Annotated in this window: 9 protein-coding genes and 2 rRNA genes; 8 read left to right on the forward strand and 3 right to left on the reverse strand. The window is 42.8% G+C overall.

All coding sequences use genetic code 11. The features are described from left to right. Positions 1-10 precede the first annotated feature (10 nt). A 23S ribosomal RNA gene (locus BMW86_RS13780) occupies positions 11-2,891 on the forward strand. Positions 2,892-3,046: 155 nt separating this feature from the next. Then, positions 3,047-3,158 (forward strand): 5S ribosomal RNA (rrf, locus tag BMW86_RS13785). Positions 3,159-3,218: 60 nt separating this feature from the next. Here the strand turns inward: rrf and BMW86_RS13790 are convergent. After that, positions 3,219-4,247: a LacI family DNA-binding transcriptional regulator gene (locus BMW86_RS13790; RefSeq protein ID WP_089782323.1), complete on the reverse strand. Its 1,029-nt coding sequence runs from the start codon at positions 4,245-4,247 to the stop codon at positions 3,219-3,221. Between the two features lie 122 nt (positions 4,248-4,369). Further along, positions 4,370-6,934, reverse strand: coding sequence for a zinc-dependent metalloprotease (locus tag BMW86_RS13795; RefSeq protein WP_089782324.1), 2,565 nt, complete (start codon positions 6,932-6,934; stop codon positions 4,370-4,372). A 726-nt stretch (positions 6,935-7,660) separates the two neighbouring features. Here BMW86_RS13795 and BMW86_RS13800 point away from each other — a divergent pair. The 6 genes from BMW86_RS13800 to bla all read left to right on the forward strand — a co-directional run bounded on the left by BMW86_RS13800 (position 7,661) and on the right by bla (position 13,200). Continuing rightward, positions 7,661-8,521: a MotA/TolQ/ExbB proton channel family protein gene (locus BMW86_RS13800; RefSeq protein WP_089782325.1), complete on the forward strand. Its 861-nt coding sequence runs from the start codon at positions 7,661-7,663 to the stop codon at positions 8,519-8,521. 69 nt (positions 8,522-8,590) lie between these two features. Then, positions 8,591-9,238, forward strand: a complete 648-nt coding sequence (locus BMW86_RS13805) for an ExbD/TolR family protein (protein WP_089782326.1) — start codon at positions 8,591-8,593, stop codon at positions 9,236-9,238. A 65-nt stretch (positions 9,239-9,303) separates the two neighbouring features. Next, positions 9,304-9,897 carry an ExbD/TolR family protein gene (locus BMW86_RS13810; protein ID WP_089782327.1) on the forward strand — a complete coding sequence of 198 codons (594 nt, stop codon included), beginning with the start codon at positions 9,304-9,306 and terminating at the stop codon, positions 9,895-9,897. Between the two features lie 41 nt (positions 9,898-9,938). Beyond that, positions 9,939-10,775: an energy transducer TonB gene (locus tag BMW86_RS13815; RefSeq protein ID WP_089782328.1), complete on the forward strand. Its 837-nt coding sequence runs from the start codon at positions 9,939-9,941 to the stop codon at positions 10,773-10,775. Between the two features lie 79 nt (positions 10,776-10,854). Continuing rightward, the gene (gene mnmE / locus BMW86_RS13820) at positions 10,855-12,240 is read left to right on the forward strand and encodes a tRNA uridine-5-carboxymethylaminomethyl(34) synthesis GTPase MnmE (protein WP_089783678.1); all 1,386 of its coding nucleotides are present in this window, start codon (positions 10,855-10,857) and stop codon (positions 12,238-12,240) included. Between the two features lie 69 nt (positions 12,241-12,309). Further along, complete coding sequence (gene bla / locus BMW86_RS13825; protein WP_089782329.1) at positions 12,310-13,200, forward strand: class A beta-lactamase, subclass A2; 891 nt, start codon at positions 12,310-12,312, stop codon at positions 13,198-13,200. Here bla and BMW86_RS13830 read toward each other — a convergent pair. Beyond that, entirely contained in the window at positions 13,160-16,207 is a 3,048-nt protein-coding gene (locus BMW86_RS13830) for a lantibiotic dehydratase (RefSeq protein WP_089782330.1), read from the reverse strand. The genes bla and BMW86_RS13830 overlap by 41 nt on opposite strands. Positions 16,208-16,306 lie beyond the last annotated feature (99 nt).

The following is a 16,306-nucleotide window of genomic DNA, read 5'->3' on the forward strand; positions in this document are numbered from 1 at the left end:
AACAAAGATTTTTAAAGCGAATAAGGGCGCATGGTGGATGCCTAGGCTCTAGGAGGCGAAGAAGGACGTGGTAAGCTGCGATAAGCTACGGGGAGATGCAAACGATCGTTACATCCGTAGATTTCCGAATGGGACAACCCAATACACTGAAGGTGTATTACCCGCAAGGGGGCCAACGCAGGGAACTGAAACATCTAAGTACCTGCAGGAAAAGAAAATAAATAATGATTCCCTAAGTAGTGGCGAGCGAACGGGGAAGAGCCCAAACCTGGATGGCGTGCTGTCCGGGGGTTGTAGGACTACATTTAGAAAGTCAGATCAAGTTGAATCATCTGGAAAGATGAACCATAGCAGGTGATAGTCCTGTAGGCAGAAATTCTGATGGACGCGTAGTATCCTGAGTAGCGCGGGACCGGAGAAATCCTGTGTGAATCTGTCAGCACCATCTGATAAGGCTAAATACTCCCTAGAGACCGATAGTGAACCAGTACCGTAAGGGAAAGGTGAAAAGTACTCCGAACAGGAGAGTGAAATAGTTCCTGAAACCGTGCGCCTACAAGCGGTCGGAGCATAGTAATATGTGACGGCGTGCCTTTTGCATAATGAGCCTACGAGTTACTCCTTACTGGCAAGGTTAAGCACTTAAGTTGCGGAGCCGTAGCGAAAGCGAGTTCTAACAGAGCGCTTAGTCAGTAGGGGTAGACGCGAAACTTTGTGATCTATCCATGGGCAGGTTGAAGGTTTGGTAACACAAACTGGAGGACCGAACCCATTAGCGTTGAAAAGCTATGGGATGACCTGTGGATAGGGGTGAAAGGCCAATCAAACTGAGAGATAGCTCGTTCTCCCCGAAATGTTTTTAGGAACAGCCTCGTACATAGAGTTATCATAGAGGTAGAGCTACTAATTGGGCTAGGGGGCTTCACCGCCTACCAAACCCTAATAAACTCCGAATGCTATGATATATCTGCGGGAGTGAGGCTGTGGGCGCTAAGGTCCATGGCCGAGAGGGAAATAACCCAGATTAACAGCTAAGGTCCCTAATAGTACGTTAAGTTGAACAAACGAAGTTCAAATCCTATAACAGCCAGGATGTTGGCTTGGAAGCAGCCATTCATTTAAAGAGTGCGTAACAGCTCACTGGTCGAGGGTTTGGGCACGGAAAATAATCGGGCATCAAACGTACAACCGAAGCTTTAAGATTGCTGGCGATGTCAGTATATCGGTAGGGGAGCATTCTAAACTGCATTGAAGGTGTTACGTGAGTAATGCTGGAGCGTTTAGAAAAGAAAATGTAGGCATAAGTAACGATAATTTGGGTGAAAAACCCAGACGCCGTAAGACTAAGGGTTCCTGATCAACGCTAATCGGATCAGGGTTAGTCGGGTCCTTAGGCAAAGCCGAAAGGCGTAGCTGATGGCAAAATGGTGAATATTCCATTACCTGCTATAACTTCGATGGAGTAACGGAGTAGTGAAAGGACTGCGCACTTACGGAATAGTGCGTTAAAGGGTGTAGTTATATCTTGTGTAGGCAAATCCGCATGAGATGATGAACCCGATAGTACAACAAAGCTTCGGCCGCGTTGATAATGTCCCTAATCAGACTTCCAAGAAAAACTTCTAAGGTTCGGTTATAGCAGCCCGTACCGTAAACCGACACAGGTAGTCGAGGAGAGTATCCTCAGGCGCTCGAGTGATCCGTGGTAAAGGAACTAGGCAAATTGACGCTGTAACTTCGGGATAAGGCGTACTGCAGTAATGCAGTCTCAGTAAAATGGTCCAACCAACTGTTTAACAAAAACACAGGGCCCTGCAAAATCGAAAGATGACGTATAGAGCCTGATACCTGCCCGGTGCTGGAAGGTTAAGGAAGGATGTTCGGAGCAATCCAAAGCTTCTGACTGAAGCCCCAGTAAACGGCGGCCGTAACTATAACGGTCCTAAGGTAGCGAAATTCCTTGTCGGGTAAGTTCCGACCTGCACGAATGGTCTAATGAGTTGGACACTGTCTCTACCACGAGCTCGGTGAAATTGTAGTATCGGTGAAGATGCCGGTTAATCGCAACGGGACGGAAAGACCCCGTGAACCTTCACTACAACTTAACATTGATTTTGAACCACAGATGTGTAGGATAGTTGGGAGACTATGAAGCAGCTTCGCCAGGAGTTGTGGAGTCAACGTTGAAATACCAACCTTCTGTTGTTTAGAGTCTAACACCGCAAGGTGGACATTGTTTGGTGGGTAGTTTGACTGGGGTGGTCGCCTCCTAAAAAGTAACGGAGGCTCGCAAAGGTACCCTCAGTACGGTTGGTAATCGTACGCAGAGCGCATTAGTAAAAGGGTGCTTGACTGTGAGGCAAACAAGCCGAGCAGGAGCGAAAGCTGGCTAAAGTGATCCGGTGGTTCTGTATGGAAGGGCCATCGCTCAAAGGATAAAAGGTACTCCGGGGATAACAGGCTGATCTCCCCCAAGAGCTCATATCGACGGGGAGGTTTGGCACCTCGATGTCGGTTCGTCACATCCTGGGGCTGGAGAAGGTCCCAAGGGTTCGGCTGTTCGCCGATTAAAGTGGCACGTGAACTGGGTTCAGAACGTCGCAAGACAGTTCGGTCCCTATCTGTTGTGATCGTTAGTAAATTGCGAGGACATGACCTTAGTACGAGAGGACCGGGTCGTACGTACCGCTGGTGTATCTGTTGTGCCGCCAGGTGCAATGCAGAGTAGCTATGTACGGACAGGATAAACGCTGAAAGCATCTAAGCGTGAAACCAACCTCAAGATGAGTTTACTTTTAAGGGCCGTCGGAGACTACGACGTTGATAGGCTACAGGTGTAAGGGTGGTAACATCGAAGCCGAGTAGTACTAATTGCCCGTAAGCTTTAATTTTATTTTGTAAATGTATTATCAACTTCCCAATATGTAAATTATTGCGTTGCGAGAGCGTGGAGTGATCTGGAGAGGATCTTATCTAATTAAGAAAAGATAAGAAACTGATACAGAGAAACGACAGGCTGATAGTAACAAAAGATCCTTCAAGATCTTATGGTGGTTTTGCCGAGGGTGTTCACCTCTTCCCATTCCGAACAGAGAAGTTAAGCCCCTCATGGCCGATGGTACTGCACAATCATGCGGGAGAGTAGGTAGCTGCCATATTTATTGAAAAAGCCTCGACAACAGTCGGGGCTTTTTTTATTATACTAAGTACCAAAACCTTTAATACTTACTCGTAGATTCCCTGGGTATCAACTCAACCGGAAACACAAAATTCTTCGTCACTTCCTTCGTCTCTTTAGAACTGATCAACTGTACAATCGTTTCTACTGCTTTCTGCCCCATCTTATAACCCGACTGCTCAATCGTAGTTAAACTAGGCGTAATAATGCGCGAAGACTGATCATTCGAATAGCCCACCACTTTTATCTGCTCAGGTATCTTAATAGCATGCAACCTGGCTTCCTGTATAAATGCAACAGCAGAAGTGTCATTAGCCGCAAAAAGTCCGTCTGGAAGCACCGGTAAAGAAAGTAACTCCTGTGCTGCTATAGTTGCCGCTTCCGATGTTAGATTATGCACGTATAACAACTCCTCATCAAAAGGAATATTATGTTCTGCCAACGCAGCCTTATAACCTGATAAACGTTCCTGGTAAAGATTGCACGTCAGCATACCAGAGAAGATCGCAATACGTCTGCAGCCCTGACTGATAAGATGCATAGTAGCTAAATACCCTCCCTTAAAATCATCCCCTGTAATAGTATAACCGACAAAGTCAGTAGGTACACGGTCATAAAACACTAAAGGAATATTGTTCCTGATAAAAGGACTGAAATGTTCGTAAGTAGTTGTATACATAGAAGACACAGCCAACAGCCCATCTACCCGCAAAGAAAAGAAGGTATTGACCAGCTCTTTCTCCATCTCTACTGTATCATCAGACTGCCCGATCACAATACTAAAACCATACTTATGTGCATCATGCTGAATACCACTGATAGCAGTACTCTGAAAGTACATAGAAGTGCGGGGAACAATCAACCCAAGAATATTGGATTTCTTCTTCCGTAAACTTGACGCTATCCAGTTGGGAACATATCCCATTTCCAGAGCAGCCTCCTTCACTTTTTCTCTTGTCTCCTGGTTGATCAGTGGATTATTCTGTAATGCCCTGGAAACCGTTGATGCAGACAGGTCAAGTGACCTGGCAATGTCGTAGATGGTAATCTTTGAAGTGCGTTCTTTCACATTCTTGAGGTTCAGTGTATAAATATAGCAATATATTAAGCAACCACAGGCAATGGATATGGTATAAAAAAATGCAGTCCCGGATATCCGGACTGCATTTAAATAAAAATTATAAACTGTTATTATTTGGGATCGAGTGTATGATTGATTCTTTCCGTTAAATCACTCAGGTGATAGCGGCTCATATTGTCCGTCATACCGGCTGTAGCAGCACGAATCTCAGTACGTAATGCTACCAGTTGCGCACGGGCGATACTGCTAACATCGGTTTTAGTTGCGTCTGCAGGTTGCTGTCCAGTCATAATCAGCATGATAGAATTATTACCCTGGTCAGGAGCCGACATCAGATCCGCCAAATGTTGTACATAAGATTTCTGAAGATTCCTGCGATACACATCAATGGGCTGATGAAGAGCCAGTTCACTGAAGATACCCTTCTTGAAATCGTTCAGCAGCGCAGTTGCCTGATAAGCATTATCATCTGTAGCTTCAGCACTGATCAGTTTATTAAGAGTAGTAGCACTCATAACCCTGTCTAACACGGCATTCTGACGCGTACTAATCACCGTAATAGGATTATTACCCGTACGGCTCAGGATATCTTTATCAAGTAACCATTTAGGCGTAGTGAACAACTGCTTGTTAAGGAATTGAACGGCTTCCTGTTGTATAGCCTTAGGAACATTCTCATAAATTCCGCCCTCTTGTTCAACCGTTTTTGGCGTTTCATAGATACCGCCAATGTTTTTGGTCACGTGACCGATATAACGGCCGAATTGGGTGTTTATTTCCCGATACAGCTCTGTCAGATTGGTATAGTCCTCATTTGCTTCGCTGGTCCATGATATGAGGTTAGTAATGATACGCTGTAAATTCTTAATACCGTATGCACTTGCTTTCATCGCATTATCGCCCAGATCTTCATTCTGAGACCTTGGATCATCAGGATTAGATTCAGTCCCAAACCAGTATTTCTTCTCTTTCAGTTTATTGATGGCCCATTTATTCAGTGTTGCTTTTTCAGCTTCCGGATTAGTTACTCCGGGAATAATACGGTAGCCCCATTCAATCGCCCATTTATCATAGAAGTTAATACGGGGATAAAGATCAGCACCGGTGATGCCATCTTCAGGCTGTGCGATATAGTTAAAGCGTGCATAATCCATGATAGAAGCAGCATGACCATTCTGCTTAACCCATTCTTTATCACGCAGTTTTTCTACCGGATAAGCAGAGCTGGAACCAAAGTTGTGACGCAACCCCAGTGTATGTCCCACTTCATGAGAAGAAACAAAACGAATCAGTTCTCCCATCAGCTGATCATCAAACTGCATTTTACGTGCCCTTGGATCATTAGGTGCGCATTGTACAAAGTACCAGTTACGAAGTAAGTGCATTACGTTGTGATACCAGTTGATATGGCTTTCCAGGATCTCACCGGAACGGGGATCGTGTACATGCGGACCACTTGCATTTGGCACATCAGAGGGTTTGTATACAATAGCAGAAAAGCGCGCATCTTCGAGGCTCCAGGTAGAATCCTGATCATGAGTAGGCGCTACTTTCGCAATGATGGCATTTTTGAAACCAGCTTGTTCAAAAGCGCTCTGCCAGTCGTTTACACCTTGAATAAGGAATGGTACCCATTTTTTTGGAGTAGCAGGATCTATGTAGAATATGATAGGTTTCGCGGGTTCTACAAGTTCCCCGCGTTTATATTTTTCAAGATCTTCAGGTTTAGGTTCCAGACGCCAGCGTGTTACCATAGATAATCTTTTCACACCCTGAGGATCAGCATCAAAGTCGGTAAGAGAAGTAGTGAAATACCCAACACGCGGATCAAAATAACGGGATTCCATAGGTACTGCTGGTAACAATATCATGGAAGAATTGAGTTCGAGAGTAGCGTTACCACCCGCACCCGGAGGCATACCCGGGCCAGCTGGGCCACCACTTCTTGAATATGTTTTAACTGTTTTGATCTCAGTATTAATAGGGTATGATTTTACATCAACGATATAAGACTTGTCCTGCTGCACAGAACCCAGTTTAAGACTAGCTTTACTCCGCTGATCAAAGAAGAAGATCTCGTTATCTCCCTGTATATAATCAGTCATCTCTATTATACTGCTATTACCTTTTTCAGAGAATGCTTTTATATCAAAAGCAGCTGCAATAGGTTGGATATTAGAGTTCATCACAGCGTTAAACATAGGCTGGGATGAGTCTTTGGATATTTCAGAATAGGAAATGTTCTTCAGGAAAATGCGATTATTAGGTCCTTTTTCGAAGCGGATAACATTCTCACCTATCTCATCACCACTGTAACCCAGCATCATAGAACGCAGACCAGCAGCAGATTTCGAAATGCGGTTCACAATGAGTATATCTCTCCCCAACAGGGAATCGGGGATTTCGAAAAATACTTTATCCTCTTGCTTGTAAATATTGAACAGGCCTGAATCTGCTTTGGCATCGGCTTTAATAACATCTGCGAATTTCTTCGGATCTGTTTTTGGACCACTTTTAGCAGGCATGGGAGGACGTACTGTAGAATCTTTCACCGCCGCAGGATTGGACTCTTTCCTGTTTTTCTTTTGAGCCAGTGTAGTGGTGGGGAAGATTATTCCCGTTATAAGTGTACTAATTACAATTGCAATAAAGGCTCGGATAACATGTTTATTCATTGATACTTATTAAAGGTTGATTTTGATCAAGGTTGTTTTTTCACCAAGTAAGTTGCAAATAAACATATTAAGCAGTAACTTATCAGGGAAATCCATAAACGCTGTAAAAGCTATAGGAATGGAAATTCGGACTACTTATTTGTGATGTGAAATTGTAACTGCACCTGTTATATTTTATGAATAAATTTGTTGATATGGCATCTTTTATGTTTATATTACGATGCGTTTGAGGAGCGGTAAAGCCCGTGTCATAAGCATTTTCAGAAGGAGGGAATAGGATGAATATTGCATGATAAACGTTAAAAACGTTAAAATCAAATAGTCATAAAAAGGGGGTAAATGGACGGAAAGTGAGTGTGGTGGCGGGAAACAGAAGAAATTACAATAATAAAATTTCTGTTGGAACATTTAAAAAATTTCTTAAATTGTGCGTCCAACTTTGAACAAATTCAATAAATTTCAGGTTCTAAGGACAGTTATCATTAAGGGTAGTAACCCATCATTGATATAAGTTGTATTTAAATATTGTAAGTGTACGCTCAATAAAAAAATGGAATGGTAAAGTCAGCTACTGGCGGGCTTTTGAGGAGGAGGTTAAATTTTGTGAGATTTTTTGAGCTGCACTTGTTTTTTTGGATCAACCGTATATCTTTGCGAATCACGTATTTATATTGCAGAAATAACAAAAAACAATAGTTTAATCTTTAACACTAAAATTCAATCAACATGGCTGAGACTAAAACAACTGTGACTCCAGCTTCTGCCAAAGCGACTTCTCATCAACCTAAGAAATCATCCAACTTATTTGCATTGTTGGCTGTACCTATTTGTATCGTAATAGGTGTGCTCTTTTATATTTTCGTATTGGGAAACCCTGCGAATTTCCAGGGCGGGATTAAGGGACCAAACGCACATCCGGTTGAAGATGGTATTGGGCATTGGTTTGCCACTGTTTATCAAGGTGGTGTGATTGTACCGATCCTTATTTCTGTATTATTGATTTGCATCACGATGGTAATTGAGCGTTTCCTTTACATCAGCAAAGCAAAAGGTAAATTCAGCGGCGCTGAGCTGGTAAGAAAAGTACAGTATCACCTGGCTAACAAGAATGTGGATGCAGCACTGGCAGAGTGCGACAAACAACAAGGTTCTGTTGGTAACGTACTGAAAGCTGGTCTGAAAAAGTACAAGGAAATGATCACCAACACTGAGCTGGACACAGATCAGAAGATCCTGAGTATCAAGAATGAAATCGAAGAAACAACTGCTCTTGAACTGCCTATGATGGAAAAGAACCTGGTGTTCTTATCTACCATTGCTTCTGTAGCAACCCTGTTAGGTCTGTTCGGTACGGTATTAGGGATGATCAAATCATTCTCTGCGATGTCTGCTTCTGGCGCACCAGATTCTTCTAAACTGGCGATGGGTATCTCTGAAGCCTTGATCAACACCGCATTAGGTATTGGTACTTCAGCAGTAGCTATCATCATGTATAACTTCTTTACAACTAACATTGACAGCATCACTTATGCTATCGATGAGTCTGGATTTACTTTAACACAGAGCTTCGCTGCTAACCACAAATAATTTCTGATTATTTGTGTGGAATATCAGCAGTTTTGAATCTATATAAAGTAAACCAAAAAAGGAGTAAAGATGCCTAAAGTTAAAATGCCCAGGAAGAGCACGCTTGTCGACATGACAGCGATGTGTGATGTGGCCTTCTTGCTGCTCACTTTCTTCATGCTGGCAACTAAATTCAAGCCGGACGAACCGGTAACTGTGGTTACTCCGTCTTCAATCAATACCAAATTGTTGCCTGATTCTGATGTAATCATGCTGACGGTTGACAAGGATGGTAGAGTTTTCTTCAGCATGGACGGCCAGCCCAAAAGGCAGCAGCTCATCGAGGATCTGAATACTCAGTACAAACTGGGTCTCACTCCTGCTGAAATGAACAGCTTTACTATTGGTGCGAGTGTAGGTACTGAAATCAAAAATCTGAAATCTTACCTGGCAATTAAACCTGCTGAAAGAAAGAAATCAGGTCTGGAAACCGGTATACCTTCAGACTCAGCTAATAACGAAGTTGGTGTTTGGATTGAATATGCGAGAAATGCACAGGGCGGAAATCAAAGGTTACAGTACTGCATCAAGGCGGACAACGGTACGCCTTATCCTAAGATCAAGGAAATCCTTGACACCTTTAAGGATAAAAAGATACAGAAACTGAACCTGGTGACCAATCTCGAAACAGCGCCTCCGGGCACTGCAGCCGCTCTGGCCCGTGACGAACACCACTAAACTAGTAAACAGCAGGCTGTACGGAAGTATAGAATTGCTTTTGAAAACTTAAAAAAAGAGCTACTATGGCAGAAATGGATACCAGCAGTAGTGGCGGGAAAGGCAAACACCAGGGTACGAAATCAAAGAAGCAGTCTACACGCGTAGACATGACTCCGATGGTGGATCTGGGTTTTCTGCTAATCACTTTCTTTATGTTGACTACGACCATGAGCAAGCCCAAAACAATGGACCTGATCATGCCGAAAGATACAAAGGATGAGAAAGAGCAGAATAAAGTAAAAGAAAGCACTGCCCTCACAATACTGCTAGGAAAAAAGGATCGGGTATATTATTACGAAGGTTTGGCGCAAGACCCGAATGCATCCGCCAATCCGGACTTTTTCAAAGCAACCACCTTTGCCAATGCTAATGGCATCCGTGATGTAATCATCAAGAAGCGCGATGCGGTTGCTCAATTGAGAAATGCAAAAGGTGAGCCAGAAGATGTTGTAGTTATTATAAAAGCTGATAATGACGCTACTTATAAGGACTTTGTAGACATCCTGGACGAAATGGCTATTAACCGTATTCAACGTTATGCAACAGTTGATATCAGCGATCAGGATAAAACCTGGATCCAGCAGACTGAAGCAGCAAACGGCGGTGGTAACCAATAATGAACAATTAACTTTTGCATCCATCTTATAAAATTGAAACAATGGATACCGCTAAACTCGCAAAGTCCGATTTTCTGGATATCCTGTTTGAAAACAGGAATAAGGAGTATGGGGCTTACGACCTGAGAAGAGATTACGATAAAAGGCTGCGTAATGCCATCATCGGTAGTACCGTCCTGATATTGCTTGTCATCATAGGTTATGCTATCAATTACTACATTATGAAGGTTGAAGCAGAAAACCCGAATAAGCCAGTAATTGAGCAGATAAAGATGGAAGATGTGAAGATCCCGGATGATCCGAAGACTCCACCTCCTCCTCCGCCGCCACCAGCTCCACCTCCACCGGTGAAACCGTCTGTACAGTTCACTCCTCCTGTTATCAAAAAGGATAACGAGGTACCACCAGACGAGGAACCACCGAAAATAGAGCAAATCAAGGATAAAGCGGTGAGTACTAAAACAGTAGAAGGTGATCCTAACGGTATTGACCCGGGATTACTGGAAGACAGTAAAGGTACCGGTGTGGTAGAAGCACCACCGCCACCTCCTAAAGAAGAGATCTTCACATTCGTAGAACAGCCGCCTACCTTCCCCGGTGGAGAAGAAGCGCTGGCTAAGTTCCTGAGCAAGAACATTCACTACCCTCGCGTTGCGCAGGAGAATGCTATCTCTGGTACCGTGTTCGTACAGTTCGTGGTAGACTCTGAAGGTAACATCAAAGATGTAAAAACTGTTGGCGCTGCAAAAGGCGGTGGCCTGGAAGAAGAAGCTGTTCGCGTGGTGAAAATCATGCCTAAATGGAAAGCTGGTAGACAAAATGGTCGTCAGGTATCCGTACAGTTCAACCTTCCTATCCGCTTTACTTTGCAAGAGTAGCAGATACGATATTTGTTAAAAAATCCCTGTTCAGGCTTTGCCAGGACAGGGATTTTTTATTTATGGTATCTTTGCGCCCATGTTAGGCAATAATCTTACAGGATACGACGATACAATAGTGGCGCTGGCTACCGCTCCGGGCATAGGAGCGATAGCAGTAATACGCTTAAGCGGCAAGAATGCGATTGACATCTGTAACTCAATCTTCCCTTCCAAAGACCTGAACAAACAGGCTGGATATACCCTCCACTTCGGGGCTATCGTGTTTAAAGGGAAAACAATAGACGAAGTAATCATCAGCCTGTTTAAAGCTCCCCGTTCCTATACCGGTGAACATATCATAGAAATCTCCTGTCACGGTTCTCCATACATCCAGCAGCAGATCATAGACGCCTGTATACAGTCAGGCGCCAGGATGGCAAAACCCGGTGAATTCACCATGAGGGCTTTCCTTAATGGTAAATTAGATCTCACACAGGCGGAGTCTGTAGCTGATCTGATAGCCAGTAATTCTGCCGCCAGTCACCAGACAGCCATGCAACAGATGAGGGGCGGCTTCTCCAAAGAATTGCATGTTCTCCGCGAACAACTCATCAGCTTCTCTGCCCTGATAGAACTGGAACTGGATTTCAGTCAGGAAGATGTGGAATTTGCAGACCGTACACAGTTATACCGTCTTATCAGTGAAGCGATGAAAATGGTGCAGCACCTGGTAGATTCTTTCCGTATGGGAAACGTGATCAAAAACGGGGTAAACACCGCTATTGTGGGCAAACCCAACGCGGGTAAATCCACACTGTTGAATACTCTCTTAAATGAGAACCGTGCTATTGTGAGTGAAATTGCAGGGACCACCCGTGATACTATTGAAGAAGTGCTGAACATAGACGGTATCCTCTTCCGTCTCATCGATACTGCAGGTATCCGTGTAAGCACAGATACGATAGAAAGTATTGGCGTACAGAAAACAATGGAGAAGATCAAAGAGGCTGGGGTAGTGCTATACCTCTTCGACGTGAATGAAACTTCCGTGCAGGACTTGCAACTGCAAACAGAAACCTTTGAACGCGAGCATATCAACTACCTCTTAATTGGTAACAAATCAGATATAGCAGGTTTACCTGCTACCCAGGAGAAATTCAGCAGCATACCAGGCATCTTATTTATTTCCGCCCGTCAGCATGAACATATTCAGGACCTGAAAGATAAACTGGTGCATAAAGTAATGAGTGGGGATATCAACACCGAAGATACCATCGTTACCAATGCCCGACATTACGCTGCCCTGCAGGAAGTATTGCGCTCATTACTGGATGTACAACAAGGACTGGACAACCAGCTTCCCGGTGATCTCTTATCTCTTGATATACGCAGGTGCCTGCACTTCCTTGGCGAAATCACCGGTCAGATCACGAATGAAGATCAGCTGGATTTTATTTTTAGTAAATTTTGCATAGGTAAGTAGCCAGGGTATATATAATGCTAGACAGGCTTTTTCTTTATATTTGAAGAAAGTACGTTAACCATTATTTATATGAAGACAAAAGTATTCTTCTTCTTAGTAGTTTGTTTTTTATCAAACGAAGTATTTGCACAAAAAGATAGTCTCAGAATTAAGATTGACAAAATAGCTAACACCGCTAAAGGCACTGTGGGAGTAGCGATGATACACCTGGAAAGCAGAGATACATTTACACTGAATGGAAACCTGCATTACCCGATGCAAAGTGTTTACAAGATGCCTTTGGCGATGGCAGTACTGCACGAAGTAGACAAAGGTAAGTTGTCATTAGATCAAAAGATTCATATTCGTAAAGAAGAACTATTGCCAACATGGAGTCCTATAAAGACGAAGTATCCGGAAGGAAATGTTGATCTGCCGCTGAGGGAAATATTAGGATATACGGTATCTCAAAGTGATAATAACGGATGTGATATATTATTCAGATTGCTGGGAGGAACTGCGAACATTAATAAGTATGTTCATCGTATTGGGATAGATAGTATTGCTATTGCGGCAACGGAAGAAGAGATGGCCAGAGCATGGGGTGTACAGTTTACCAACTGGTCTACACCAGGAGCGATATTACAGTTACTGGATGGTATCTATAAAGGGAAATACCTCTCAAAATCAAGTATTGCTGTATTGAAAAAGATGATGCAGGAGACCACTACAGGCCCTGGCAGGATAAGAGGTCTACTGTCTGAAAATACAGTTGTTGCACATAAAACAGGTACTTCCGGTACAAACGATAAAGGAGTTACTTCCGCTACCAATGATGCAGGAGTTATTACATTACCCAACGGGAAACATTTCGCAATAGTCGTTTTTGTTTGTAATGCCACTGCTGATGAAAAAACAAGAGACGCTGTTATTGCACAGATCACGAAGGTTTTCTGGGATCATTTTGCTTCTTTGAAATAGCTATCTGGGAATCATAGTATTTGCTTAAAAAGTGATAGATCACTAGTTCATGTTTACGCTGATTGGAGAGTAACATCCTGTTCAGAAACATATGAATATAACTGGAGATTAATTCATCCACAGGTCCTTTAATAAGGTTACGTATACGTAAAGACCTGGTGTTGAATAATACTGTTGCTTCTTCAATCTCATTAGCTGCATCCTGTTGCGCATCCAGGAAGCTGCTTAGTTGCCGCATATGCTGCCTGTATTGATCATTTAACTGGGTTTGTAATGCCTGGTCTCCGCCAAATTCTTCAAAGAAGTGCTTTTGAATTTTCTTCAGCAAAAGAGACTTTTGTGTTAAGGTGTAACCGAAATCCTGCAACAGCATATCCGTACCACGGGCAGCCAATAACCATCTAAAGTTTTCGCCGTCTTCTCCTTCCAGCAGATCAATACAATCCAATACAGCTTCACTGTCAAAACAAAAGATAGATTCACTGAGTTCCATGGTAGAGAAACCATAACGCTCAAGTTCTCTTACATAAGTATCGGTCTGGATTTTATAGACTAATTCACTATCGCTAAAGGATGCATATAGTTTCTCCAGCACCTGCATCCAGAAGGTTGGATTGGATGAATGATGGAAACGGAGCCTGATATGATGATCAGGATCTGTATAACGGATGAAAAACCATTTGTCTATGATTTCTTCTGCTTTAAGAGAATTGATCAGAGGCCTGATGATCGATTTCAATATCTTCTCTGCAGTACTGGTGCCGCAATAAATCTTTACATATAACCATTCACTGCCTGTCATGAAACTCCTGGTTGGTATGTTTTCATTAACAGGAGAGAGGAGTAGTTCTTTTTTAGAAGAAGTACTTTTAAACGGTATGATTAACTCGTGCGTAAAGGGGCCATTGGTGCCAGTTATCCAACAGTTATCAGGTCTGCTTAGCATCTCCTGTATAACAATACGATCTTTCTTTAATAGTGTGTTTAAAAGCAATTGCAGACAAGGTTCACTTTCCATATCAATAAACAACTCGTTATCTCCTTCCGTAATTGTAATATAACGGGGAAGATTTAACTGCTTATGGATCTCTTTAATATGGCTGATATCCTTTAACCTGGGATAATCTTTTTTATAAAGAATCCAGGTAGACTTGCTGAGGATGATTTTTTTATATCGTACAGCAGGTAAAAAACGTTCTTCTTCCGGCAGGCTCCATTGCCAGCCAGTAGCATGATGTAATTCCTGGAATTGCAAATCACAAAGGAACTTATATACAATCAGGCTACCTGCACTGAAATTGTGTGCGGTACTTAATCTGGGTATGACGCGTTTGTTTAACTTCTTAGAACGGAGAATGACGATGTTGTTTTTTACGCTTACCATCAGATCTGTGATAGGGATTTGATGATCAGGCAGGACACTGCCATTGCCAAGATAGACGATCTCATAGTCCCGTAGCTGTGGACGTGCCAGAATATTGCCCGTGCGGGCTTCCGGTAAATGGATGATCTCTGCATAAATGCAATCAGGGTTTTGCTGCTCTTCTTCACGCAGGCAAGCTTGCACCTTTTCGCTGAGTACCGCATCACCATGACAAAACCTTCCCAAAAGATTAGCCGCAGACGGCCCACCACAGGAGGTGAATTCAAAGAGATAATTACCTTCATCTACAGCTGATGTGCTGCTGCCAAGGATACTGCCCATCAGGTACAGGCTATCCGGCAGGGAAGGTGTATCCGTTTCTTTCAACTCATCCAGATCCTCATCAGTGAGTACTATTTCCGTTTCATTATTACGTAAGCAATGCTGTAAACGTTGTGCCTGGAATTTCAGCAGTTTATTCCAGGTGACGGTTTTCGCTTCGTCTTTACTCTTTATAAAGATGTTATCTACTAAAGGATTATGATCACCAGCATACCCGGTGTATCCTATACCAGCCTCTGTATCCAGCGCAATAGCCAGCGGTATTTCCTGTTCTTCGTAGCGGTCGCGGAAATGCTGACAAAACTGTTGCAGATCGGGATTATGATTGCGCCTTGACAGCTTCCATAAAGGAATGATTTGCTGTTGGATATCATTGATCAGTGTATTACTGATAGTATTGTGAACGGTAGAGAGGAACAAATCCGTTTGCACCAGATCTTTGCTATTGGTATCCGGTAACAGGCTTTTTACCAACGTATGTGTTTGCCGGTATTTATCAATATCATTACCTGGCTGTTGTAATAACTCCTGAATTTTATGCAGATAAGGGAAAGCATCTCCCAATCTTTTAATCAGAATAGAAAAGAATTCTTCCCCGGTGATAGTGGGTTCCAGGTTACTGATTAATAACTGACTGTCTATTAACTCATGAACGAATTCATTTGCTTCTTCATAAGAAATATCCTCACTGACAATACAGGAAGATAATGTATGAATAGAGGCGCCATCAGCAGCTGTTGTAAGTATCTGTTGTAAATAGTTGCTATGATTGACAGACGTTAAAGTATAATGCCTGAATTTATTTTTAATAGTGAAGGCCGCATAACGGAATGTATCTTCAATTTTGTATAAAGAGTTATTGGGATAGAAGATTAAGCGGGATTGTATTTCAGGAATCTGTGAGATATTGGATACTAATTCAGCTACATAGTTCATATCCAGCCGGCAACGTTTCTTATGCAGATCAGGATGGGCGATTTCTATATGAGTATGATCACTGAACTGCCCGGTAGCGCTACCGGCAAACAGTCCGTAAGGTGTACTGCGGGTACACATACGCAACAGATATCTGAATAATGATAAGACCAGTTTAGGCTCTTCCTTCTCAACGGAAAACCATTTTACTAACTCCTGGTATAACTCGGGAGAAGCGATATAAATGGCTTCGATTAAATAAGGATCATGAAAAATCTCTTTTATCTTATCAGATAAATCTTTGTAGGGAATTTTGGTGAACTGGTCTAAGAAATTTACCGGCAGCAAGGGTGTTCTGAGTAAATAGAAATCTTTAACGGCTATCATAAATAATGCAGAGGCATGTAAAAATGGTCAATGGAGCATGTAAAATGCTTAATAAGTTAACTTATTTGACCAATATCAGATCCCCCCTGAAAAGGTGAT

It is taken from the genome of Chitinophaga sp. YR573, assembly GCF_900110995.1.
Classification (GTDB): domain Bacteria; phylum Bacteroidota; class Bacteroidia; order Chitinophagales; family Chitinophagaceae; genus Chitinophaga.